The following is a 23,613-nucleotide window of genomic DNA, read 5'->3' as shown; positions in this document are numbered from 1 at the left end:
GCCTACATAAATCCCTGATGTCCGCCACCTCGTGCACTGGTGGGCGTTAGGCAAAGCGCAGGCGCCGGGGTCATTTGTGTAGCTTGCGTCAAAGCGAGGAACGAGCAGCAAGCGGCAAATGGCACCGGTGGCGGCGCGCCCCAACCACGCCCGAGCCAACGCATCAGCGTGTCGGCTTGAAGGTTTGTGACGAGCAGCACAAAACGTGTTGAATCGGGAGCATGGCTAATCAGAATCCGGCGATCCCGGACGAGCAACCGCTGACCCCTTTCCACGACCTCGACCACTACCTGTCCATCCCGCGGGTAAGCGGCCTGGCGTTGAGCCCGGATGGCTCGCGGCTGGTGACCACGGTGAGTACCTTGAACGGCAAGGGCACCGAGTTCGCCAGCGCCCTGTGGGAGCTGGACCCTGCCGGGCAGAAGCACGCCCGGCGCATCACGCGCAGCGCCAAGGGCGAAGCCGGCGCCGCCTTCGCGGCCAACGGGGACGTCTACTTCACATCAGCCCGTCCCGATCCGGACAGTCCGGACGAGGAGCCGGTGAGCGCACTGTGGCTTCTTCCGGCCGACGGCGGTGAAGCGCGCGTGGTCCTCAGCCGGCCGGGCGGGGTCGGCAGGGTGACCACTGCCAAGGGCGCAGACGCGGCCTTCGTGACCGCCGAGGTCCTGGCGGGATCAGCCGATGAGGAGGACGACGCCGAACGGCGCAAGTCCCGCAAGGACAAAAAGGTCTCGGCCATCCTGCACAGCGAGTATCCGGTCCGGTACTGGGACGCGGACCTGGGACCGGGACAGCCGCGGATCTTCGCGGTGGAGGCGGGGGAGGTTGAAGGACCCGGAAAGCCTGCAACGGTTGACGCCACCGCACCCTTGGTCCTGCGCAACCTAACCCCGCACGCCGGCCCGCGGCTCAGGGAGGCGGAGACCGTGGTCAGCCCCGACGGGAAGACCATCTACAGCGGCTACACCAGGCCCCTTGCCAAGGCGGACAGCCGCTCCATCCTGGTGGCGGTGGACGTGGCATCCGGCAGCCTGAAGGTGCTGCTGGACCAGGAAGGCATGAACTACTTCCCGGGTCCCGTCAGCCCCGATGGCCGCACGCTCGTGGTGGTCAGCGAGAGCGATTCCACCCCGCGGCGGGCCCCCGAGGTCAAGATGCACCTGCTCGACGTCTCCGGTCAGGCGGAGGACGGCGCCGGGCTCCAGCCTCTGGCGCACGACTGGGACCGCTGGCCCAGGCCTGCCGCGTGGCTTCCGGACGGCTCGGGCCTCCTGGTCACAGCGGACGACGACGGCGCGTCGCCCGTTTTCCGGGTGAACGTTCCGTCGGCTGCCGCTGAGGTGGGCGTCACCCGGGTGACGCAGGACGCCGCGGCCTACTCCGACGTCGTTATTTCGCCGGAGGGGCGCAGCGCCTATGCCCTGCGCAGCTCGTACGAGTTTCCTGCCGAGGCTGTGCGGATCGACCTGGCCACCGGGGAAACCACCCGCCTCCCTGCCCCTGCAGAGAGGCCCTCCTGCCCTGGCCGGCTGGAGCGCATTGCCGCAACCGCTGCCGACGGCTCCCGGGTCCCCGCCTACCTTGCCCTCCCGGAGGGTGCTTCCGCGGACCAGCCGGCACCGCTGCTCCTGTGGATCCACGGCGGTCCGCTGGGATCCTGGAACGCGTGGACGTGGCGGTGGAATCCGTGGCTCCTCACCGCGAAGGGGTATGCCGTGCTGCTGCCGGATCCGGCGCTGTCCACCGGCTATGGGCAGTCATACATCCAGCGCGGCTGGGGATCCTGGGGGAAGGCGCCCTTCACGGACCTCATGGCAGTGACCGATGCCGCCATAGAGCGGCCGGACATCGACCAGACCCGGACCGCGGCCATGGGCGGTTCCTTCGGCGGCTACATGGCCAACTGGGTGGCGGGCAACACGGACCGGTTCAAGGCGGTTGTCACCCACGCGAGCCTCTGGGCGTTGGACCAGTTCGGGCCCACCACCGACGCATCCCAGTACTGGCTGAAGGAAATGACCGAGGAGATGGCGCTGGAGAACTCGCCGCACCTCCATGCCGAAAACATCAGCACGCCCATGCTGGTAATCCACGGCGACAAGGACTATCGCGTGCCCATCGGCGAAGGCCTGCGGCTCTGGTACGAACTGCTGTCCAAGTCAAAGCTGGCGGCGGACCAGGACGGGCAGACGGCGCACCGGTTCCTGTACTTCCCGGACGAGAACCACTGGGTCCTCCAGCCACAGCACGCCAAGGTCTGGTACCAGGTGGTGGAGTGGTTCCTGGCAAAGAACGTCCTCGGCCAGGACCTCGACCTGCCGGCGGAACTGGGACTCTAAACTGGTCGGCTCGGCGCCGTCGGCCGAGGCATTTGCCGGCGACTACACACATGCCTGACCGCCGCCGCCTGTGGGTGGGGCGCCTCTAGCGAAGTGAAGGTGCCGGGGCCATTTGTTTAGCTTGCGTCAAAGCGACGAAGGAGCAGCAAGCGGCAAATGGCGCCGGTACCGGAACGCCCCGCCCCGTCCCCAACCAGCCGAGGGCCTTTCGCCTCGTAGGATGGCACTGTGACCGACTCCTTCCACATCCGCCCAGCACGCACCAGCGACGTCCCTGCCATCAAGAGGCTGGTGGCGCCCCTGGCGGAGGAGCGCATCCTGATGGCGAAGGAGACGGTGGCCTATTACGAGAGCCTCCAGGAGTTCCGGATCGCCGAGTCCAGCGACGGTGAAATGATCGGCTGCGGAGCGCTGCATGTCATGTGGGAGGACCTGGCCGAAATCCGCACCCTTGCAGCGTCGGGGGAGTGGCGCGGCAAAGGGGTGGGGCATGTCCTGGTGGAGAGCCTGCTCGAGGAAGCCCGGGCGCTCGGGGTTTCCCGCGTCTTCTGCCTCACCTTCGAGGTGGACTTCTTCAAGCGCCACGGCTTCGAAGTCATGGCGGACCAGTCAGCGGTGGATCCGGAAGTCTATTCGGAGCTCCTGCGCTCCCACGACGAGGGCGTGGCGGAGTTCCTGGACCTGGCACGCGTCAAGCCCAACACCCTGGGCAACACCCGGATGATCCGCGCCCTCTAAAGCGGCTTGGGACAGTATTTCGGAAAGCCCTCTTGGTTTTACTCGAATTGATGGATAAACTGCTGGAGGCCGATATGTGGGGGGCCGCAGGAAAGGGACAGTCATTGGGGGCTGTCCCTTTGCTGCGTCCGGAACGCAAACCTGTGGGATAAGTGCGGAAAAGCGGGCTGGACGAACCTACCGCCAGCCGGGATCCCGGTAGTAGGGTCTGAAGCACATCCTTCAGGAGCACAGCCAGGAGCAACGCCATGAAGAAACTCATCAACGATCCAAAATCCGTTGTCCAGGAAGCTGTCCAGGGCTTTGGCCTGGCGCATGCCGCATTGGTCAACGTCAGCGAAGACCCCATCTACATCACGCGCAAGGACGCGCCTGTGGCTGGCAAGGTGGGGCTGGTTTCCGGCGGCGGCAGCGGACATGAACCGTTGCACGCCGGTTACGTGGGGCAGGGGATGCTCGACGCCGCGGTGCCGGGGGCGGTGTTCACCTCACCTACGCCGGACCAGATCCTTCCCGCCACCCTCGCAGTGAACTCAGGTGCCGGCGTCGTACACATCGTCAAGAACTACACCGGCGACGTCCTGAACTTCGAGACGGCGGCCGAACTGGCTGAGGCCGAAGGCGTCAGCGTCCGGACCGTGTTGGTCAATGATGACGTGGCGGTGGAGGACTCGCTGTACACCGCAGGCCGCCGTGGTGTGGGCGGCACCGTGCTGGTTGAGAAAATTGCGGGCGCCGCCGCCGAACGCGGTGACGACCTCGAGGCGGTGGCCGCGATCGGCGAACGGGTCAACGCCAACGTCAGGACCATGGGCGTGGCGTTGTCCGCCTGCACCGTCCCACACGCCGGCACACCCAGTTTCGACCTCGCCGAGGATGAAATCGAGATCGGCATCGGCATCCACGGCGAGCCGGGCAGGCACCGGATTCCCATGGAGACCGCGGACAACATCACCAACCGCCTGCTGGAGCCCGTCCTGGCCGACCTCAAGATCAGCTCCGGGGACAAGGTGCTGCTCTTCGTCAACGGCATGGGCGGCACCCCGCTGAGCGAGCTGTATATCGTGTACCGGCGGGCCGTGCAGGTTCTCGGTGAAGCCGGCGCCACGGTGGAACGCTCGCTGGTGGGCAACTACATCACGGCCCTCGAAATGCAGGGCTGCTCCATCTCCGTCCTCCGGCTCGATGACGAGCTGACGGAACTCTGGGACGCGCCCGTGCATACCGCCGCGCTGCGCTGGGGCGTGTAACCGTGGTCCTGGACGCCAACTGGGCCGTGAAGTGGCTGACCTTGTGCGCGCAGGCCATGGCTGAGCACCGCGTTGAACTCATCGAACTGGACCGGGCCATTGGCGACTCGGACCACGGTGAGAACATGGACCGCGGCTTCCAGGCTGTCCTGGCCAAGCTCGGCGAATCAACACCGGAGACGCCCGGCGCTGCGCTGAAGATGACCGCCATGACGCTGATGTCGAAGGTCGGCGGGGCCGCAGGACCCCTCTACGGCACAGCCTTCCTTCGCGCCGCCACCGCATTCGGCGATTCCGCTGAGGTTGATGCAGCCGCCCTGACCGGGGCCCTGACGGCCGCACGGGACGGGATCGTAGCGCGCGGGAAGGCGGAGTCCGGGGACAAAACCATGGTGGATGCCTGGACCCCGGCTGTCGATGCTGCCCGCGCGGCAGCGGACGGCGGCACCGCGGACGTCCTGGGCGTCCTGGTGGCGGCCGCCGAGGCTGCGGAGGCGGGGGCCGTGGCAACCGATCCGATGATCGCGCGGAAAGGCCGGGCCAGCTACCTGGGCGAACGCAGCGCCGGCCACCGGGACCCCGGCGCCGTGTCCAGCGCGCTGATCCTTCGGGCAGCCGTTGGGGCGGCTGCGTGACCGTCAGCATCGTTGTGGTGTCCCATAGTGAAAAAATTGCCGACGGCGCCGTGGAGCTCGCCGCCCAAATGGCGCCGGACGTGATGATCCTTCCTGCCGGCGGCACCGACGACGGCAGGATCGGCACCAGCCTGGAGAAGGTCCTCGCCGCCCTTGAACAGGCGGGCGGCCAGGATAGCGGGCAGGAAGGCGGGCAGGCCGGCGGGGCCGGCGTTGCTGCCAACGGCACCGTGGTCATCACGGACTTGGGGTCGGCAGTGATGACCGCGGAATCGGCCCTGGAGTTCCTGGAAAATCCGGCCGGAGTCCTGCTCGCCGACGCGCCGCTGGTGGAAGGATTGGTAGCCGCCGCCGTCGCTGCACAGGGTGGAGCTGACGTGCAGGCGGTACGGAAGGCGGCCGAAGCTGCAGGGGGCCCGGCGCATCCGACTGAATCGGCTGCATCCGGGGCGGTGGGGCCCGTCACCAGCGCCGCGCCGGACAGCGCCGGGGACTTTGAACTGGTTAACCAGGCAGGCATGCACGCACGGCCTGCCGCGAAGGTGGCCGGGGGGCTGGCTTCTTTGGATGCCGAGGTCAGCATCAACGGCGTGGATGGCGCGTCCATGACCGGGTTGATGACCCTGGGCGCGGGCAAAGGCACCGTGCTGCACGTGGAAGCGTGGGGCCCCGATGCGGAACGCGCCGTGGAGTATGTGGGCGGCCTGGTGGAGGCCGGCTTCGGCGAGCCCTGACCACCCCAGGCATTCCTGCTAATAAGCTCGGTGGCATGGAACGGCCGTTTACAGACAACTCCCAGGAAATCGAAGTGCTGGACGGCCAGATCTCCGTGGAGGAACTGCTCGCTGAACTCGGCTTCAACTGGACGGCAGAACCTGTGGGCGGTGGCCCGGCAGGCGGGACTTCCGAGGAAGAAGAGTACAGCCAGCCCGCGCTGTTCTAGCTGCCTGCTCCTGGTCCGGTCCGGGTACCACTAACCCAGCGGGAAGACGCCGATAAACCAGAACGAAACCACGGCAAAGACTGCGAAAAACGCAATCAGGCAGCCCATTACGGTACGCGGTTCTGAGGAAACCTGGAGCGACTCGTTCGGGTTGACCGGGTTGTAGGCAACCTCGATCAGCGAGCCCGGCGCCGGCTGCTCCACTGTCGAAATTTCTGACTTGCCCATGAAGAGGGTGCCCCGCGGATCGGTGAACTGGTAGGTGGGGTAATAGCGCAGGTTACGGCTGGAGCCGCCTGTTCCGCCGATCCATCGGGTGGCGCTGCCGGTGACAGTAGCCTGCGCCTTGGGCCACGCAGCCATCTGCTGGCTCTGGCGCTTGGTCCTGCGTGCCGCGTAGACCAGTGAAAATATGGCGGCCGCAACAAACAGCGCCCACACGATGTACAGAATGGTTTTCATGGTTCCCCCGGTTCCGGTCACCAAGAAGTATGCCATCCCGGCCCCCGCGGCCGGTTGCTCAGGCTGGTAGCCGGAAGCCGCCGTCGTGCATCTCCGCCAGCCCGTCCGCCAGCAGCCCTGCCAGCGCCCGGTCCAATTGCTCGGGGGCGGAGTTGAGCCGGTGCAGGGCGGCCAGGGGCACGCCGATTCCCTCCGGCGCGTAGCCAAGATCGGCGGGTTCGCGGTGGAACATGTCCGGCGGCACGGGTGCGTCCGCCAGCCGCAGCACGGCCAGCACGGCGCCCCGGACCTGGCGGTCGGTGCCGTGCCAGGACTGCCCTTTGGGAACGTACGACGGCGGCGGCTCACCGGCGGCAAGCCAGGCGCAGGAGTCTCTCACGGGACAGTCGGCGCACCTGGGGGCGCGGGCCGTGCACACCAGCGCCCCCAGTTCCATGACTGCGGCGTTCCAGCGCACGGAGGTTTCGTCGTTGTCCGGCAGCAGGGCGGCAGCAAGGCGCATTTCCGCCGCCGTCAGGGCCGGGGCCGGTAGCGCTGTGCCGGTGATGAGCCGGGCGTGCACCCTGCGGATGTTGGTGTCCACCACCGTTTCCCGACGGCCGTAGGCAAAAGCTGCTACGGCCGCGGCGGTGTAGCTGCCCACGCCGGGAAGGGTCAGCAGTTCCGCGTAAGTGTCGGGGACCTTGCCGGCGTGGTCCTGCACGATGGCGGTGGCCGCCGCGTGCAGCCTCAGGGCCCGCCGTGGGTAGCCCAGCCGGCCCCAGGATCGGACAGCTTCGCCTGCCGGTTCACCTGCCAGGCCGGCGGGAGTGGGCCAGCGCTTGAGCCACTCATGCCAGACGGGCAGCACCCGGACCACAGGCGTCTGCTGCAGCATGATCTCGCTGACCAGCACGCCCCAGGGGGAGCAGTCAGCGTCCCGCCACGGCAGGTCGCGGGCAATGCCGGCGAACCAGCCATTGATCCGCCGGTGCAGCTGTTCCAGGTCCGCGGAGGCGACTGATGCGTCGGTAATGGGGGAGGTTTGAGTGTCGATGCCAACACTGTAGTGGATGGATTCCGGCGGGCCGAAAACCGGGTGTGACCAGAGCAATGGGCCGGCGGCGGCGTGGTGGCCGTGCAGAACCGGAGGCGTTCCCTAGCCTAGAAGGATGGGCAGGCAAGGCAATTCATCAGCACGCGGCACGTCGGGTTCCAGCAGCGTACGGAAACCGAGCGCCGCTGTGTACCGCCGCCGCCGGCTGGTTGCTGGCGGTGCCCTGCTGCTGGTGATCGCACTCGTGGTCAGCGGTTTCGCCTTGGCGGGTGCCTTTAAGGGCGGTTCGCAGCAGGCCTCCTCCACCCAGCCTTCTCCCACTGACCCTGCTTCCGCGAATCCGGCTGCCTCAGCCACACCTTCTACTTCCACCTCGGCAACTGCTTCCGCCACGGCGTCGCCCACTGCCTCCGCAACCCCCACCTGCAACCAGAACCTGGTGACCGTCACTGCCACCACGGACAAACCCTCCTACGGCCCCGGGGAAAACCCGATGCTCACGCTCAAGGTGACCAACGGCGGCAAAGTCCCCTGTGAGGTCAACATCGGCACCTCGCAGATGGAGTTCCTGGTGACCAGCGGCTCGGACCGGATCTTTTCTTCCAAGGACTGCCAGGCGTCCAGCGAGGACCTGGTGAAGGTCATTGCGCCCGGCGCCAGCGAAACCGCCAACTTCCCGTGGAACCGGAACCGCAGCACCGATGGCTGCAAAGAGGTGGCCGCTGCTCCCGGCGGTGGCGGGGCGTACTACATCTTCACCGCGAAGCTGGGCTCACGGGCCAGCCCCAAGGCGGTCTTCCAGCTGAACTGACTGTTGCCTCCATCGATTGCTCCGTAGTTGTCGTTTTGAGGCGTGAAAACGACAACTACGGAGCAATCGATGGGTGTTATCCCGGGGTGTCTAGAGGAACCGGTCCAGGAGGCTTGCTTCGGCCATCCGGCTCAGGCCCTCGCGTACGGTCCGGGCACGCTGGTCGCCGATGCCATCAACGGTCATGAGATCGTCGATGGTTGCGGCCATCAGGAACTGCAGGCCCCCGAAATGGTCCACCAGGCGGTCCGCAACGGCCTTGGGCACTGCCTTGAGGCCGGACAGCAGGCGGTAACCGCGGGGCTGGACCACTGCATCCAGGTTCGCCTCGCCGCCCGCAAATCCAACTATTGCCGAAATCTTGCCCAGGTCGATCAGCTCGGTGGGGCCCAGGTTGACCAGCTCGGTGACGGCTTTTTCGATATCCTCGGCGGAGGCGTGGGGGCTGGCGTAGTCCCGGATGATGACGTCGCTGCCCGGGCCACGCCCCACGGTGAGTTCGTCCAGCTGGAGGGAGAGGAGGCGGCCGTCCTCGCCCAGTTCCAGGACGTACTGCGAGATTTCCTCTGAAATGCGGCGGACCATTTCCTGCCGCTGGAGGGTGACGGCCACATCCCGCACGGTCACCATGGCTTCGATTTCCAGGGCTGAGAGCGAACTGGTGACCTGGTCCAAGCGGGCGCGGTAGCGCTCCAGGGTGGCAAGGGCCTGGTTGGCGCGGGCCAGGACGTTTTCCGAGCCCTCCAGGACGTGCCGCAGGCCGTTGACGTAGAGGGCGATGATCTGCATGGACTGGCTGACCGATATGACAGGTACGCCCGTCTGCTTGGCCACCCGTTCTGCCGTGCGGTGGCGGGTGCCGGACTCCTGGGTTTCGATGCTGGAGTCCGGGACCAGCTGGACCGCGGCGCGCAGGATGTTGCCCGCGTCCTTGTCGCAGATGATGGCGCCGTCCATCTTGGCCAGCTCGCGCAGACGGGTGGGCGAGAACTCGATGCCGATATCGAACCCGCCCGAGCAGATGGAATCGATAGTGCGGTCAGACCCCAGCACGATGAGCGCGCCGGTGCGTCCGCGCAGGATCCGTTCCAGGCCGTCGCGGAGGGGAGTTCCGGGTGCAACCCTGCCCAGAGTGGCCCTCAGCGATTCTTCGGGGCTCCGCGCCATAGGTATGTCCCTTCAAAGGTGCGGACCGCCGCCCGCAGGAATGCCGGCATCAGTAGTTGGCCGGCAGGATCAGAAAGTGCTCTGATTCCCCGCAAGCTCAATGATAGGGGTAAGAAGCCCAAGTTCCGCACGGGCAAGCCCCAAAGTGCCCCATTAGGGGGTCTCGGAAAGTACCGGGAAAACGCGCTCGACGGCGGGTGCGGGCAGGGCATTTTTTGGTGCCCCGCGTTGTCCTGTGCGGATACGGAACATGTCCCGTACCGCCCGCTCGCAGGGTTTCTCAATATACCTATGTGCAACCCAAGCTAAGGCTGCTGCGCAGAGCAGTGCAGGCGGCACGAGCCACCAGGGAAGCCCTTGGGCCCACCGGCCAACGAGAATGCCGAAAGCACCCAGCACAAGATAGTGGACCATGTAGAAAGCGAACGACAGTTCTCCCAGCCTTACGAGTGCGGGGCTGCTGAGCAAGCGGCTGCTGCCCGCGAGCTCGCGCCGGGCAGCAGTCCAGATGAGGACAATTATTGCGGGCAGCATGAGCGCTTGGCTGATCCACCACGGAACGAAGTGCAGAAAGTCCGCCAGGAAGGCAAGCGTGGCGCCGGCGGTGGTGAAAGCGGCTGCCGATAACTGCGTGCGGTTTGACGGCGCGTAGCCAGCCTTTAGTAGAAGCGCCAGGGCGATGCCGATGACGAACTCCGGCAGCCGGTACAGCGGAAGGTTGTAGGTGATGAAATGGCTCACCTGCGCTCCCAAAGTAAGTTGGCAGGCGAGGCCCAGTGCAGGCTGCAGGACTGCAAGGAATACCACCGTCCCAACAAGTTCCCTTGTGCTGAATCGGCGCATCACCGCCACAAACGGGGGCAGCAGGAGATAGAAAAAAGCTTCTGCTGACAGCGACCAAGCCACAGGGTTGAAGGAAGAAGCAGCCCAAGGCCACCACGCTTGCGTCAAGGTCAGGCTTTGCAGGAAGGAAACCGCGCTCGAATTCCGGGCCACGGGTACTAATGCTGCGATGGCCAACGTGGCTGCGCTCAGTGGAAACAATTTGGCGACACGGTTCCGCAGAAAGACGCCGGCCCCGTTTTCCGCCGCGCCGGCCCAGGTCAGTACGAAACCGGAGAGGACAAAGAAGAAGCTTACGCCGACAAAACCAAGGTCGATTATTGGCAGTCTGTAAAGGGCGAGGCCGTGCATGAGCGCCACGGCCACAGCGGCGAAGAACCTGAGGCCGGTCAAGGAATGGAGCCGTCTCCCAGCTGTTTCGCCTGGAGGGTTGGAGGATGAACTTGGGCCGTCGGGCAGGGCAGCGGCCGCCGTGCTGACGGTGGAGGGCATGGGGGGAGACCTTCAGAGGGAGAGCCGCAATCTCTGCGGAGTATGGCATTCGTTTTGTCTACCCAGCCTATGGGAATCCGGGGTGTCGGCGGCGTGGAAATGACACAGGAAAAGCCAAGGACTTGGCAAGGATCAGGGCAGCATTTCCACCTGACAAAGCCTCACCTTCCATTGCCTGTAAAAAGGGGTGGCTAAGTGGACTCGCTGAGTGGCGAGATGGTCCTGGTGCTGCTGTCCCAGAGGCGCGCCCCCGTGCCCTGGCCTTCCAGGCGCAGGTCCAGCAGGTCCATGGCTGTTCCGAGTTGGTGGCCCGGAATACGGCGGGAGATGGTGACGTGCGGCGTCCATGCCCCCGGCAGTGTCAGCGGCAACGCACCGGACAGGCCCTGGTGGAGGCACCTGTGCAGGTCCAGCAGGGGAGCGGTCAGCAGGACGGCCCTGGCCAGGACATACTTGCCCGGGCCCGCGGGGAAAACGATGGCGCCGGAGAACGTGATGTTTATGGGCAAAGCCTGCCACGGACCATCCCCATCAGCCTGCAGGTCCATCCCGGCCGCAAACGTGATGTGCGGGCTGTTACTGGGGGAGGTGTGCGCTGCAAGGCTCGGAAGGCCCGCGGCCTGCAGCCGCGCCCAGTCCGCCCTGATCAGGGAATCGGTGGGGCCGTCAAAGACCAACTCGATGCTGCGCATGAACCCATCATGAGGGATCAGCGCTTCAGGTCCCTGAGCATCCGCTCCAGGTCCCTGCTGACTTTTGAAAGGGAGGCGGCCCGAAGCGCCTTGTGTTCTTCCGCTGTCTGTACCCCGCGCTTTCGCGATGAGCTGGCGGAAAGGCTGGGCTCGGGACCCTGTGCCGAGGCCGCATCGAAGCTGTTGACGGCACCGAAGCGGTCGGCAAGGTTGGTGGCCAGCGGGTCGAAGAAGAGGTTGCCGGTGAAGGTGGCGCCATGCATCATGCGCCCAAGCTAACGTCCCGGCATTTCGCAGCTTTGAACGTTCAGTTTCGCCTTCGTTAAGCGGCGCCGCTGCCGTTTGCGGCCCTGCGATAAACTTGTACTTTGGCCGCTTGCCAACGACATTCCCCGCCCATGAGTCGCAGCGCAGTTCCCGACAGGCCCTGGGCAGCCACAACCGCAGCGAAAGTAGCACCGTGTCCCAAGATGTCCTGACCCCCGCCCGGATCTCCGAGATTCACAAGGAGGCGGGCCGCCGCAGGACCTTTGCCGTCATTTCCCACCCCGACGCCGGCAAGTCCACGCTCACCGAAGCGCTGGCCCTGCACGCAAAAGTGATCGGCACCGCCGGCGCCTCCAGCGGCAAGGCCAACCGCAGGGAAACCGTTTCCGACTGGATGCAGATGGAAAAGGACCGCGGCATCTCCATCAGCTCGGCCGCCCTGCAGTTCTCCTACCGTGACACCGTGATCAATCTCCTCGATACCCCCGGCCACGCCGACTTTTCCGAGGACACCTACCGCGTGCTGGCCGCCGTCGACTGCGCCGTGATGCTGGTGGACGCCGCAAAGGGCCTGGAAACCCAGACCATGAAACTCTTCGAGGTCTGCAAGCAGCGCAACCTGCCCATCATCACCGTCATCAACAAATGGGACCGCCCGGGCCTGGACGCCCTGGCGCTCATGGACGAGATCACCGAACGCACCGGTCTGCAGCCCATGCCGCTGACCTGGGCCGTGGGCATTTCCGGCGACTTCCGCGGCGTTTGGGACCTGCGCAACGACCGCTTTGCCCGGTTCCAGCGCAACAACGCAGGCGCGCAGATCGCCATCACCGACTACTTCACCCCGGAGGAAGCCGCGGAAGACCAGGGCAGCAACTGGTCCGACGCCGTGGACGAGGCGGGACTGGTGATCGAGTCCAACCTCGAATTCGACGTAGACGCCTTCCACGCCGGCCAAGCCACCCCCATCCTCTTCAGCTCCGCCGCGCTGAACTTCGGCGTCAAGGAACTGCTGGACGCACTGGTGGACTTTGCGCCGCCGGCATCCCCGCGCCCGGACGTGGACGGCAACCCGCGCCCGGTGGGATCCCCGTTCTCCGGCTTCGTGTTCAAGGTCCAGGCCGGCATGAACAAGGCCCACCGCGACCATGTCGCCTTCATTCGCGTCTGCTCCGGCGTCTTCGAACGCGGCATGGTGGTTACCCAGACCCGTACCGGCAAGTCCTTCGCCACCAAGTACGCGCAGCAGGTGTTCGGCCGCGAACGCGAAGTCATCGACGAGGCCTACCCCGGGGACGTTGTCGGGCTGGTCAACGCGTCCTCGCTGCGCGTCGGTGACAGCCTGTTCCTTGAGGAAGCCGTGGAGTACCCGGCCATCCCGCTGTTCGCCCCTGAGCATTTCCAGGTGGCCCGGTCAAAGGACCCCAGCAAGTTCAAGCAGTTCCGCCGCGGCATCGAGCAGCTCGAACACGAGGGCGTCATCCAGCTGCTCCGCTCCGACCTCCGCGGTGACCAGGCGCCGGTGCTCGCCGCCGTCGGACCCATGCAGTTCGAAGTGGTGGAGGACCGCATGGCGCACGACTTCAGCGCCCCAATGCGCCTGGAACGCCTGCCCTACTCCCTGGCAAGGATTACGACGGCGGACGCCATGCCGGCGCTGGCCAACGTACCGGGCGCGGAGGTGCTTTTGCGGTCCGATGGCGAGTACCTCGCCTTGTTCAACGACGTGTGGGCGCTGCGGCGGATTGAGAAGAACCACCCGGACCTGACGCTTGTGCCCATCGGCACGCATAACCCGGCGAAGTAGGGTGGCCAACCTTCCGGCGGGCCCGGCACAGGCCCGCGCCGTGGTGACCGGGGCCGGAACCATCAACCCGCTCGGCTCCAGCGTCAAGGAGACCTGGGAGGCCCTGCTCGACGGGCGGTCCGGGATTGCGTTGCTGGAGCAGGACTGGGCGGAGCAGCTGCCGGTCAGGATCGCCGGGCAGGTGACGACGGATCTTGCGGAGCACCTCAGCACCCGAGAAATGAAACGGATGGACCGCTGCGGCCAGCTTGCCCTGATTGCGGCACGGGAAGCATGGGTGCAGGCAGGTGCCCCCGAGGTGGATCCTGAGCGGTTTGCCGTGGTGATCGGCTCCGCGTACGGCGGGCTGGGCTCCACCATCGAACAGGACCGGGTGCTGGCGGCGTCCGGCCCGCGGAAAGTCTCGCCACATACCCTCACCCGGTTGATGGCCAATGGCCCCGCGGCCTGGGTCTCCATCGATCTCGGTGCGCGTGGCGGTGCCAGGACGCCTGTCAGCGCCTGCGCCTCCGGGGCTGAGGCGATTGTCCAGGCAGCCGAGCTGATCCGCTCAGGTGCTGCCGACGTCGTAATTGCCGGTGGTGTTGACGCCTCGGTTAACGACCTGGTGATCAGCGGCTTTTCCCAGATCCGTGCCCTGTCCACGCGCGCGGACGAACCGCAGCGGGCGTCCCGTCCCTTCGATGCCGGCCGGGATGGCTTTGTGCTGGCGGAGGGCGCTGCGGTGGTGGTGCTGGAAAGCGAAGAGCATGCCCGGAACCGGGGCGCCGCCATTCTGGGAGCGGTGGCCGGCGGGGCGGTGACGTCCGATGCGAACGACATCGTCGCCGCCGATCCCGCGATGCAGCGCAGGGTCATGCAGAAGGCGCTGGATTGTGCGGGTATGCAGCCGGCGGACATTGGCTTCGTCCATGCACATGCCACCTCCACTCCCGTGGGTGACCGGCTGGAAGGCCAGGCGATCAGCGCAGTCTTCGGCCCCAACGTGCCGGTAACGTCCACGAAGGGTCATACTGGCCATTTGCTGGGTGGAGCGGGTGCGCTGGCCGCCGTCGTGGTCCTTGAAACCCTCGGCACCGGCCAACTGCCGGGAACCCTGAACGTCGAGGCGCTGGACCCGGAGGTGGACCTCAACGTCATCACCGAAGTAACCTACCAACTGGCCCCGGACCATACACGGGCCGGGCTAGTGAACGCCTTCGGTTTCGGTGGGCACAGCGTGGCCCTGGTGCTAACCGGCGCCTAGTCAAACGCCGAAAACGCCGGCACGGTGCGGGTCCGCCGGAACTGATCGGCGTTTCCGCACCGTGCCGGCGATCCGGATGCAGCAGTGCGCTAAGCGGCTGGTCTAGCGTGCTGCCATGTCTTCAACCAGTGCATCAAGGATGGGCAACTGGCCCTTGACGAGCTTGAGCCGGGCTTCTTCCTCCGGAAACCAGCGGGCGTCGTCAATTTCCGGGTAGTGCTGGATCCTGCCGGACCCCTTGGGCCACTCAAGCGGAAAGGTGTTGCTGCTGATGACCTCCGGGTCGAAAGCGGCTTCCGCGGTGTAAACGGTGATGACCTTTCCGGAGGATTGCCGGAATTCGCCAAGCAGCCTGTACTCGACTCCGGGGGCTTCAGTGCCCATCTCCTCGGCGAACTCGCGCCGGGCGGCGGCCAGCGGGTCCTCGCCGTCGGCGTACTCGCCCTTGGGAATGGACCAGGCGTGGGCGTCCTTGCGTGCCCAGAAGGGGCCGCCCATGTGGGCGATCCATACCTGCAACCCATCGTGGGCGCCGGCGGGTGCGGGCAGGTCCTGCCGATACAGCAGTATGCCGGCGCTTCGAATGGGCATTGATCCTCCAACCAGGGCACTTCCCGGCGGAAGTGCAATTGCCGTCCGCCGTTAACGTGCAGTTCACGGCGCTGCTCTAGGTTATTCCTTCAGGCACTTCGCCAGGCACCTCGCTCGAAGGGACCACTCATGGCCAACATCGCTGAAGTTTTGGGACGGCTGACGCCGGAAGAAGTGGATGAGCTGCGCAGCCTTGGCCCGCAGGGGCACCTGCCGCGGCACCTTGTGGACGCCCTGGACCGGGCGGCCGGAGGAGCGGGCTCCGGCCGGGGGTACTACGTGGCAAACGGCAATGTGAGCGCCACCGGCGGCCCGCTGCTGGTGCTGCGCAGCGATGTCTCCCGCTGGCTGAGCGCCGGTTCCTGACCGCTGGCTCCAAACTGGGCGTCGGCCGGGTCAGCCCGAACCGTTCAGGATGGGGGCAGGATGAAGGTAACGCTGGTGCCCACGCCGGGTTCACTGTCCAGGCTGATCGACCCTCCGTGGCCCTCAACAATCGTCTTGCTGACAATCAGCCCAAGGCCCGCACCGGGGATGGCTGTTTCACGCGAGCGGGCCGAACGGAAGAACTTGGTGAACGCCTGCTCCTGCTCCTCCTCCGTCATCCCCAGACCGGTATCCGTAATGGTGCAGACCAGGCCCTGCCCGTTGCGATAAGCCCGGACGGTGACCAGGCCGCCGTCGGGGGAGTATTTGATGGCGTTCGAGAGCAGGCTCTGGATCACCTGGCTGATCCGCTTCGGGTCCATCCTGCCAGGCAGCGGCTGCCCCGCATCGAGCGCCAGCTGCAGCCCGTTGCTGGCGGCTGCGGGTAAGGCAGCGTTAATCTCGACGGCGAGCAGCCGGGCCAGATCCGTCTCCTCCAACGACAGATCCACCCGCTCCGACGCCACGGCGATCAGGTCGTTGACCAGGCTCAGAAGGTGCTCTGCGTTCCGGCGGACCACCAGGAGCTCTTCCTGGATCTCCTCGTGCCCGGGTTCGTCCAGGACCAGTTCCAGGTAGCCGAGGATTGAGGTGAGCGGGGTCCGGAGTTCGTGCGAGACGGTGGCAACAAAGTTGTCTTTTGCCGCCAGCGCGCTAATCAGGCTGGTGACGTCCACGAACGTGATGACGGCACCGCCCTCCTGCCCGCCGGCAGGAGGGAAGGACTGTGAACTTACGGAGTAGGCGCGCTGTCGGCCGGCAGGACCTGCCCAGTACAATTCGTCCGTGAAGGCTTCTCCTGCGGCAGCACGGGCCGCGGGAAGCCGGCTGTCCGTGACGGGGGTGGAGCGGTCAGCGGACACCAGGAGCCCTGGGCCGCCGCCGGGGCCGCTTCCGCCGACGGGCTGGGTGACGGCTGCGAGGACGGGGTCAGCCCGCATGGCCCTGTTGGTCAGCACGGTGTTGCCCCGGCGGTCCACCACCCAAACGCCAACCCCGACGGCTTTGAGGACAGCGTCGAGCAGGTTTTGCCGGCGGACGCTTTCGCCCAGGGTCCGTGCCATCTCATGTTCGTTTTCAACCAGGGTGATGCGCTGGCGGCGGATGGTGGTTGCAACCACATGCGCCGTGACCGCAATGACGGACATGACCAGGGGGAGGATCAGGGTGCGGATCATCGATCCGCCCGCAGGCGGAGCGCCTTGCAGCGCCGCGGGGGCAACGATGCTGAGGATGGTCCCTCCAATGGCAAGGGCAGGCATGTAGGGCCGGACCTGTGCAGAGAGCCAGATGACGGGGAACACCAGCATCACGCTCAGCACGCTGAACGTGGGGCCGCCCGCCTGGCGGGTAAGCCCGATGGCAATGCAATCCATGAGCGGGATGACGGCAAACGCCGTAGCCGGGACACGGCCCCATGGCATGGTTACGCAGAACGCGGCAATTGCCAGGTGGAAAACCAGAGCCGCCACGAACAGGCTGTTGCTGAACGTTTCCGGGCTGAAAACAGCCGTGGCAACAATCACAAGGGCCATGGCCAACGTGACCGGAGACTGGGCAGCCACCACCCGCATGCGCGCGCTGAGCCCTCCGAACAGCCCGTCGAGCCGGTTCGACACGACCGGCTGCACCGTCGTTTTGCGTGCGAGGCCCGCGTCCCCGGCGGTGCCCTGCTGTTCCTGGATTACCAAGCTTCCCCCAGCACAGACGTGTAAGCCTCCATCTGCAAGAAGGCTCCCACTCACAGTACCCTGAGCTGGAGCGCCATCTGCCTAAGCGCAGAGGCCAGCGGCTGACCGAGAAGCCGGGGCTGCTAGCCAATCAAAAGGCTGAGTGCCTCCGTAAGGTGTTCCACTTCACGTACGGAGAACCCCGGCGGCACCGGGCCGGGGCCGGTGTGGCTGGCTGGAACCACTGCGTGGGTGAATCCCAGCCGGTGGGCCTCCTGGATGCGCTGGTTAATGCCCGGCACCGGACGGACCTCGCCTGCCAGCCCCACTTCGCCGAAGGCGATAAGCCGGATGGGCAGCGGCTTGCGGGCCTTGGCCGAAGCCACGGCAAGAGCAACTGCAAGGTCCGTTGCGGGCTCGCTGAGTTTCACCCCGCCAACGGTGGCAACGTATGAATCGTCCTTGTGCAGCAGCGTTCCTGCCCGTTGCTGCAGCACGGCCAGGAGCATGGACACCCGTGAACTGTCCAGGCCGCTGGTTGCCCGCCGGGGCTGCGAATTAGGGCTTTCGGCCAGCAGCGACTGCACCTCCGCCAGCAGGGGACGCCGCCCCTCCATGGTGACGGTGATACAGGTCCCCGAAACCGGGTCCTTGGTGCGGCTGACGAACAGGCCGCTGGGATCGGCCAGGCCCTCAATGCCGTTCTCGTTCAGGTCGAAGCAGCCTACGTCGTCGGTGGGCCCGTACCGGTTCTTAACCGCCCGGAGCAGCCGCAGCCTCGAATGCCGCTCGCCCTCGAACTGGCACACCACGTCCACCAGGTGTTCCAGCAGCCGCGGCCCCGCGATGGACCCGTCCTTGGTGACGTGCCCCACCAGCAGGGTGGTCATGTTCCGCCGCTTGGCCGCGGCGATGATGGAAGCCGCCACTTCCCGCACCTGGGACACGCCCCCGGCACTGCCATCCACGTCCGCGCTGCTCAGGGTCTGTACCGAGTCCACGATCAGCAGCCGCGGCTCGATCTTCTCCACCTGCCCCAGCGCCTGGCCAAGATCGGTCTCTGCGGACAGGTACAGGGATTCGGCCACGGCATCGATCCGCTCCGCGCGCAGCTTCACCTGGGCGGCCGATTCTTCACCGGTCACGTAGAGGACGTCCTGGGCAGTCCGCGCGAATTTGGCCGCGACGTCGAGCAGGAGCGTGGATTTGCCCACGCCCGGCTCACCGGCCAGCAGGATGACGGCACCCGGAACCAGCCCGCCGCCCAGCACCCGGTCCAGTTCGTCCACACCGGTGGGAAGGAACGCCGCCGTGGTGGCATCCACGTCCGCGATCTTCCGTGCCGGTTCCACGACTGTTGTGGCCGCCGTCGTCCGGGCCACCGCGGTGCCTGTTTCCTCAACGGTGCCCCAGGCCTGGCACTCGCCGCAGCGGCCCACCCACTTGACTGTGGTCCAGCCGCATTCGGCGCATTTGTACGCAGGCGCCTTGGACGCCCGGGAAGTCTTTGTTGCCATGCGTTAAACCCTAGTGGCGGGCACTGACACTACAGTGCGGGCAGCACGTCCCTGGCCTCGTCAGCGTCCATTCCGGTGGCCTCCAGCAGGTCCACCATCAGCGGCCGGAACAGCATGACCACCGTTTCACCCTCAAGCCGCTGCACCTCCAGCAGCTTGGGATGGAGGCGGAGTGCGATTTCGCTCAGGTCCCGCCGGGCGGTGCGCAGGTGGGCGCGGCGGACGCCGTCGTGCGACTCCGCCAGGCCCAGCGACAGCTCATCAATCGCGGCAGCGGTCTCCTGCAGCACCCCGGCGATGCTGTCCGTCGCCTCATCAGAGAGGGCCGCATTGTTGATGGCACTGGTCAGCCGGCGCGCAAAAACCCGGCTGTTCCGCAGCGCCAGGTCGATGAAATCCAAGGACTGTTTGAGCCGGTCCAGCTCATCCCGGTGCCGACGGTAGGCGGGCGCCAGGGTGGCAACCTCCCCCGAGGCGCGGAGCGACTGGCGCATTGCATCGACCAACGGCTGGCAGTTGCGGCCCCGGATGAGGGCATGCCACGCCTGGCTGGAATCACTGTTGACCATGGCATCGGCGCATTCCCGGAGCACCTCCGCCAGCTCATGGAGCAGCTTCTGGACGTCCCTGCGCGGCTCCCGGCGTGGATCCTTGGGCATCAGGATGGTCACCAGCAGCGCGCAAACTCCACCTACCACGGCGTCGATGCTCCGGGTGAACGGGCCGCCCGCCGGCGCCGGCAGCAACACCACAAGCACCGACTGCAGGGCCAGTTGGGTGGTAAAGATGACGCCGCTGTCCAGGAAGCGGGCCAGCAGGATTGAGAAAAGAAGGACGACGGCGGCCTGCCAGATTCCGCTGCCCAGCCAGTGCAGGAGAAGATCACCCACGGCAATCCCGATGGTGCAGCCCAGGCCCACCTCCACTACCCGCCGCAGCCGCGGCTCGCGGGAAAAACCAAGGGCAATCAGGGACGACGTGGCCGCGAAAAGCGGTCCCGTGTGCCCCAGAACGTACTCGGCGAAGGCGTAGGCCGCCACTGCGCAGACGGTCATCTGGAGTGCCGGAACAAGGGAATTCCGGCTGCGGATCAGCCCGGTGCGGATGCGGCCGTGCAGGAACCGTTTGCCTGCTGAAAGTCCTGCTGCTGGAGCCATGCCGTTCAGTCTATTTGCTGCACGGTGCTTCACTTCGTGCCGCCACTACGGCCGGACATGTGATCCGCGCAATGGTGACCCGGCATTTGTCAGCCAATATCCCGCCGTCGTTAATCCTCCGTTCACTTTGGACAGCCCATCCCGTTACCTGCGGCCCATAACTTTCTTGAAGGTACACAACGTACGCATCGCGCAGCAGGGTTCTCCGTCCCTGTCCCGCACCTGAATAACCCTGGAAGGGGTATCTAGTGAAGGCACTCCGCTTCGGCCGCCACGCGGCTATCGCTGTTATCGCAGCCGGCGCACTCGCGCTCAGCGCCTGCGGTTCAGACAACGCCACTGGCACCGCTCCCGCCGGCAGCCAGTCCGCCGGCGGCACCAAGGTCACCGGCACCCTGACCGGCATCGGCTCTTCCGCCCAGGGCGCTGCCATGGACGCCTGGAAGACCAACTTCGCTTCCGCCAACTCCGGCGCCAGCGTGCAGTACTCCCCGGACGGTTCCGGCGCAGGCCGCAAGGCCATCCTGGACGGCTCGGCACAGTTCGCCGGCTCCGACGCCTACCTGAAGGATGACGAATACGCGTCCTCCAAGTCCGTTTGCGGCCCCGACGGCGCCATCAACGTCCCGGTCTACATCTCCCCGATCGCCGTGGCCTTCAACGTTCCCGGCGTCACGGACCTGAAGCTGGATGCCGCCACCGTGGCCAAGATCTTCCGCGGCCAGATCGCCAAGTGGAATGATCCCGCGATTGCCGCCCTGAACGCCGGCGTTTCGCTGCCCGACCTGAAGGTCACCCCGGTGAACCGCTCCGACGACTCGGGCACCACCCAGAACTTCACGGACTACCTGTCTGCTGCCGCTCCTGACGTCTGGACCGACAAGGCCGCCGGTGTCTGGCCCGCCAGCCTCCAGGGCGAGAACGCCAAGGGCACTTCCGGCGTGGTCAAGACCGTCACCGACACCCCCGGTGCCGTGACCTACGCTGACGACTCCGCAGTGAGCGGCAAGCTCGGCGTGGCCCAGATCAAGGTGGGCGACTCCTTCACCAAGATCTCCGCCGAGGCTGCTGCCAAGGCCGTTGACGCCGGCAAGCCGGTTGAAGGCCGCGCCGCCAACGACCTCTCCATCAAGTTGGACCGCAAGACCACCATCGCCGGCGCTTACCCGATCGTCCTGGTGTCCTTCCACGTCCTGTGCACCACCTACGACAAGCAGGAGACCGTTGACCTGGTCAAGGCCTTCGAGCACTACGTAGTTTCCGAAGAGGGCCAGAAGGCCGCAGCCGAGTCGGCCAAGTCCGCCCCGCTGTCCTCCGACCTAGCAGCAAAGGCCGGCAAGGCCATCGACTCGATCAAGGTCAAGTCCTAGCCAACGCTGCAAAACCGGGTTCCCCGCCTGCCGGACGGCAGTGCGGGGAACTTGGCTTTGCACCCAGCTTCCTTAATCCAGCAACGAATCGAAGGGCCGTCGAATGACCGCCACCTCCCTGACCAGTACCCAGGGCGCCGGGCGCGCCGGGGACAAAGTCTTCTCCGGTGCCACGCTCGCCGCCGGGTGCCTGATCCTCGCCGTCCTCTTCGGCGTCGCACTCTTCCTGGTAGTCCAGGCAATTCCCGCGCTGACCGCTCCCGCGGACAAGATCCAGGGCGGCCAGGGCTTCTTCGCCTACATCTGGCCCATCGTGATCGGCACGCTCATCGCCGCCGCCATCGCGCTGGTGATCGCCACCCCCATCGCCATCGGCGTGGCGCTGTTCATCTCCCACTTCGCACCCCGGGGCCTGGCCTCCGGGCTTGGCTATGTGGTGGACCTGCTGGCCGCCATCCCCTCCGTGGTCTACGGTGCCTGGGGTGCGGCCTTCCTTGCCAAGGAAATTTCGCCGGCGTATGGCTGGCTCGCAGCCAACATGGGCTGGCTGCCCATTTTCCAGGGCCCGGCCTCCACCACCGGCAAGACCATCCTCACGGCCGGCATTGTCCTGGCCGTCATGGTCCTGCCGATCATTACCTCGCTGTCGCGCGAGATCTTCCTGCAGACCCCCAAGCTGCATGAGGAAGCGGCGCTGGCGCTGGGCGCCACCCGCTGGGAAATGATCAAGATGGCAGTGCTGCCCTTCGCCCGCCCCGGGATCATCAGCGCGGTCATGCTGGGCCTGGGCCGCGCGCTGGGCGAGACCATGGCCGTCGCCCTGGTGCTCTCCTCCGGTGCGCTGACCGCCAGCCTGATCCAGTCCGGAAACCAGACCATCGCCGCCGAGATCGCCCTGAACTTCCCCGAAGCCAGCGGCATCAAGGTCAGCACCCTGATCGCCGCCGGCCTGGTGCTGTTTATCATCACCCTGGCCGTGAACATGATCGCCCGCTGGGTCATCACCCGGCACAAAGAATTCTCGGGAGCCAACTAAATGACCTCCACGCTTACCCCCGTCCGCAGCAAGCGGTCGGCACTCACCAAGGGCCAGCTGCCCAAGTACGCGCCGTACGCCGTGCTCGGTGCGGCCCTGATCGCCGGCGCTGCCATCATGGCCCTGATCGGCTTCAACCCGTTTGGCTGGGGCGTGGTTTCCGCGATCCTGTTCGCGATCGGCCTGGTGTCCTGGAGCGCGGCTGTGGAAGGCTCCCGCAAGGCAAACGACAAGCTGGCCACCTGCCTGGTGGTGGGTTCGTTCCTGGTGGCGCTGCTGCCGCTGGTTTCGGTCATCTGGACCGTGCTGGTCAACGGCATCCCAGGGCTCCTCGATCCCGGATTCCTCACCACCTCCATGAACGGTGTGACGGGTGCTTTCGACAACAAGTCCGTGGAGAGCGGCGCCCCCGTGATGGGCGGCATTTACCACGCCATCCTGGGCACCGTGCAGATCACGCTGCTGGCCACGTTGATCTCTGTCCCCGTGGGGCTGCTCACCGCCATCTATCTGGTGGAGTACGGCCAGAACGGACGGCTGGCCAGGGCCATCACGTTCTTCGTGGATGTCATGACCGGTATCCCTTCCATCGTGGCCGGCCTGTTCGCCGCCGCATTCTTCTTCGCGGTGGTGGGCCCCGGGACCAAGACCGGTGCGGTGGCCGCCGTCGCGCTTTCCGTGCTGATGATCCCCGTGGTGGTCCGTTCCAGCGAGGAAATGCTTAAGATCGTCCCGAATGAACTCCGTGAGGCCGCCTACGCGCTGGGCGTGCGCAAGTGGCGGACCATCCTCAAGGTGGTGATTCCGACGGCGATCTCCGGCATCGCGTCCGGCGTTACCCTGGCGATCGCCCGGGTCATCGGTGAGACGGCGCCCATCCTGGTCACCGCCGGCTTTGCCACCAGCATCAACTCCAACGTGTTCGGCGGCTGGATGGCCTCGCTGCCCACGTTTATCTACACCCAGATCCTCAACCCGACTTCGCCGTCCAACCCGGACCCGTCCTCGCAGCGGGCCTGGGGTGCGGCCCTGGTCCTGATCATCCTGGTGATGGTCCTGAACCTGGTGGCGCGCCTGATCGCCAGGATCTTCGCCCCCAAAACCGGCCGGTAAGC

General features: G+C 66.1%; 23 protein-coding genes. 13 read left to right on the top strand and 10 right to left on the bottom strand.

Going from position 1 to position 23,613, the window contains the following annotated elements:
• Positions 1-221 precede the first annotated feature (221 nt).
• The 6 genes from ACFO0G_RS14430 to ACFO0G_RS14405 all read left to right on the top strand — a co-directional run bounded on the left by ACFO0G_RS14430 (position 222) and on the right by ACFO0G_RS14405 (position 5,908).
• Positions 222-2,342 carry a S9 family peptidase gene (locus ACFO0G_RS14430; RefSeq protein WP_376978436.1) on the top strand — a complete coding sequence of 707 codons (2,121 nt, stop codon included), beginning with the start codon at positions 222-224 and terminating at the stop codon, positions 2,340-2,342.
• A gap of 228 nt (positions 2,343-2,570) precedes the next feature.
• Complete coding sequence (locus tag ACFO0G_RS14425) at positions 2,571-3,080, top strand: amino-acid N-acetyltransferase (protein WP_376978434.1); 510 nt, start codon at positions 2,571-2,573, stop codon at positions 3,078-3,080.
• A gap of 248 nt (positions 3,081-3,328) precedes the next feature.
• Entirely contained in the window at positions 3,329-4,330 is a 1,002-nt protein-coding gene (dhaK, locus tag ACFO0G_RS14420; RefSeq protein ID WP_376978432.1) for a dihydroxyacetone kinase subunit DhaK, read from the top strand.
• 2 nt (positions 4,331-4,332) lie between these two features.
• The gene (dhaL, locus tag ACFO0G_RS14415) at positions 4,333-4,965 is read left to right on the top strand and encodes a dihydroxyacetone kinase subunit DhaL (protein ID WP_376978430.1); all 633 of its coding nucleotides are present in this window, start codon (positions 4,333-4,335) and stop codon (positions 4,963-4,965) included.
• On the top strand, positions 4,962-5,699 hold the full coding sequence (locus tag ACFO0G_RS14410) for a PTS sugar transporter subunit IIA domain-containing protein (RefSeq protein ID WP_376978429.1): 738 nt from the start codon (positions 4,962-4,964) through the stop codon (positions 5,697-5,699). The genes dhaL and ACFO0G_RS14410 overlap by 4 nt, the downstream gene beginning before the upstream one ends.
• A 35-nt stretch (positions 5,700-5,734) precedes the next feature.
• A complete protein-coding gene (locus ACFO0G_RS14405) occupies positions 5,735-5,908 on the top strand; it encodes a hypothetical protein (RefSeq protein ID WP_376978427.1) in 174 nt (57 codons plus the stop codon).
• A 30-nt stretch (positions 5,909-5,938) separates the two neighbouring features.
• On the opposite strand, the gene ACFO0G_RS14400 is transcribed toward ACFO0G_RS14405, so the two are convergent.
• Together ACFO0G_RS14400 and ACFO0G_RS14395 are read right to left on the bottom strand one after the other, a co-directional pair.
• Complete coding sequence (locus tag ACFO0G_RS14400) at positions 5,939-6,370, bottom strand: DUF3592 domain-containing protein (protein ID WP_286400998.1); 432 nt, start codon at positions 6,368-6,370, stop codon at positions 5,939-5,941.
• A gap of 58 nt (positions 6,371-6,428) precedes the next feature.
• Entirely contained in the window at positions 6,429-7,265 is an 837-nt protein-coding gene (locus ACFO0G_RS14395) for an HhH-GPD family protein (protein ID WP_376978696.1), read from the bottom strand.
• 256 nt (positions 7,266-7,521) lie between these two features.
• Here ACFO0G_RS14395 and ACFO0G_RS14390 point away from each other — a divergent pair, with 256 nt between their 5' ends.
• Positions 7,522-8,217, top strand: coding sequence for a hypothetical protein (locus ACFO0G_RS14390; RefSeq protein WP_376978425.1), 696 nt, complete (start codon positions 7,522-7,524; stop codon positions 8,215-8,217).
• Between the two features lie 90 nt (positions 8,218-8,307).
• Here the strand turns inward: ACFO0G_RS14390 and disA are convergent, their stop codons facing one another.
• From disA to ACFO0G_RS14370, 4 genes are all read right to left on the bottom strand, one after another.
• Positions 8,308-9,384, bottom strand: coding sequence for a DNA integrity scanning diadenylate cyclase DisA (gene disA / locus ACFO0G_RS14385; RefSeq protein WP_286401000.1), 1,077 nt, complete (start codon positions 9,382-9,384; stop codon positions 8,308-8,310).
• Between the two features lie 153 nt (positions 9,385-9,537).
• Positions 9,538-10,719 (bottom strand): acyltransferase family protein, encoded by a 1,182-nt coding sequence (locus tag ACFO0G_RS14380; RefSeq protein WP_376978423.1) that lies wholly within the window; start codon positions 10,717-10,719, stop codon positions 9,538-9,540.
• 191 nt (positions 10,720-10,910) lie between these two features.
• Positions 10,911-11,411 carry a 2'-5' RNA ligase family protein gene (locus ACFO0G_RS14375; RefSeq protein WP_376978421.1) on the bottom strand — a complete coding sequence of 167 codons (501 nt, stop codon included), beginning with the start codon at positions 11,409-11,411 and terminating at the stop codon, positions 10,911-10,913.
• Positions 11,412-11,428: 17 nt separating this feature from the next.
• Complete coding sequence (locus tag ACFO0G_RS14370) at positions 11,429-11,677, bottom strand: hypothetical protein (RefSeq protein WP_376978419.1); 249 nt, start codon at positions 11,675-11,677, stop codon at positions 11,429-11,431.
• 194 nt (positions 11,678-11,871) lie between these two features.
• Here ACFO0G_RS14370 and ACFO0G_RS14365 point away from each other — a divergent pair, with 194 nt between their 5' ends.
• The gene (locus ACFO0G_RS14365) at positions 11,872-13,485 is read left to right on the top strand and encodes a peptide chain release factor 3 (protein WP_376978417.1); all 1,614 of its coding nucleotides are present in this window, start codon (positions 11,872-11,874) and stop codon (positions 13,483-13,485) included.
• 1 nt (position 13,486) lies between these two features.
• Positions 13,487-14,731 carry a beta-ketoacyl-[acyl-carrier-protein] synthase family protein gene (locus ACFO0G_RS14360; RefSeq protein WP_376978415.1) on the top strand — a complete coding sequence of 415 codons (1,245 nt, stop codon included), beginning with the start codon at positions 13,487-13,489 and terminating at the stop codon, positions 14,729-14,731.
• Between the two features lie 102 nt (positions 14,732-14,833).
• Here ACFO0G_RS14360 and ACFO0G_RS14355 read toward each other — a convergent pair whose 3' ends face one another.
• Positions 14,834-15,322, bottom strand: a complete 489-nt coding sequence (locus ACFO0G_RS14355) for an NUDIX hydrolase (RefSeq protein WP_376978413.1) — start codon at positions 15,320-15,322, stop codon at positions 14,834-14,836.
• A gap of 129 nt (positions 15,323-15,451) precedes the next feature.
• Between ACFO0G_RS14355 and ACFO0G_RS14350 the strand changes: the two genes are divergently transcribed.
• Entirely contained in the window at positions 15,452-15,688 is a 237-nt protein-coding gene (locus tag ACFO0G_RS14350; protein ID WP_376978411.1) for a hypothetical protein, read from the top strand.
• A 44-nt stretch (positions 15,689-15,732) separates the two neighbouring features.
• On the opposite strand, the gene ACFO0G_RS14345 is transcribed toward ACFO0G_RS14350, so the two are convergent.
• The 3 genes from ACFO0G_RS14345 to ACFO0G_RS14335 all read right to left on the bottom strand — a co-directional run bounded on the left by ACFO0G_RS14345 (position 15,733) and on the right by ACFO0G_RS14335 (position 20,092).
• Complete coding sequence (locus ACFO0G_RS14345) at positions 15,733-17,439, bottom strand: sensor histidine kinase (RefSeq protein WP_376978409.1); 1,707 nt, start codon at positions 17,437-17,439, stop codon at positions 15,733-15,735.
• Between the two features lie 122 nt (positions 17,440-17,561).
• Entirely contained in the window at positions 17,562-18,935 is a 1,374-nt protein-coding gene (radA, locus tag ACFO0G_RS14340; protein WP_376978407.1) for a DNA repair protein RadA, read from the bottom strand.
• 29 nt (positions 18,936-18,964) lie between these two features.
• Positions 18,965-20,092 carry an FUSC family protein gene (locus tag ACFO0G_RS14335; protein ID WP_286401016.1) on the bottom strand — a complete coding sequence of 376 codons (1,128 nt, stop codon included), beginning with the start codon at positions 20,090-20,092 and terminating at the stop codon, positions 18,965-18,967.
• Between the two features lie 248 nt (positions 20,093-20,340).
• Between ACFO0G_RS14335 and pstS the strand changes: the two genes are divergently transcribed.
• The 3 genes from pstS to pstA all read left to right on the top strand — a co-directional run bounded on the left by pstS (position 20,341) and on the right by pstA (position 23,611).
• Positions 20,341-21,462 (top strand): phosphate ABC transporter substrate-binding protein PstS, encoded by a 1,122-nt coding sequence (pstS, locus tag ACFO0G_RS14330; RefSeq protein ID WP_376978404.1) that lies wholly within the window; start codon positions 20,341-20,343, stop codon positions 21,460-21,462.
• A 103-nt stretch (positions 21,463-21,565) separates the two neighbouring features.
• Positions 21,566-22,498 carry a phosphate ABC transporter permease subunit PstC gene (gene pstC, locus ACFO0G_RS14325; RefSeq protein WP_286401020.1) on the top strand — a complete coding sequence of 311 codons (933 nt, stop codon included), beginning with the start codon at positions 21,566-21,568 and terminating at the stop codon, positions 22,496-22,498.
• The gene (gene pstA, locus ACFO0G_RS14320; protein WP_376978402.1) at positions 22,499-23,611 is read left to right on the top strand and encodes a phosphate ABC transporter permease PstA; all 1,113 of its coding nucleotides are present in this window, start codon (positions 22,499-22,501) and stop codon (positions 23,609-23,611) included.
• The last annotated feature ends 2 nt before the right edge of the window (positions 23,612-23,613 follow it).

Origin of the sequence: Arthrobacter sedimenti (assembly GCF_042652025.1) — a bacterium.
Taxonomy (GTDB): domain Bacteria; phylum Actinomycetota; class Actinomycetes; order Actinomycetales; family Micrococcaceae; genus Arthrobacter; species Arthrobacter sedimenti.
Note: the sequence above shows the minus strand (reverse complement) of the source record. Positions and strands in the feature narration are given on the sequence as shown.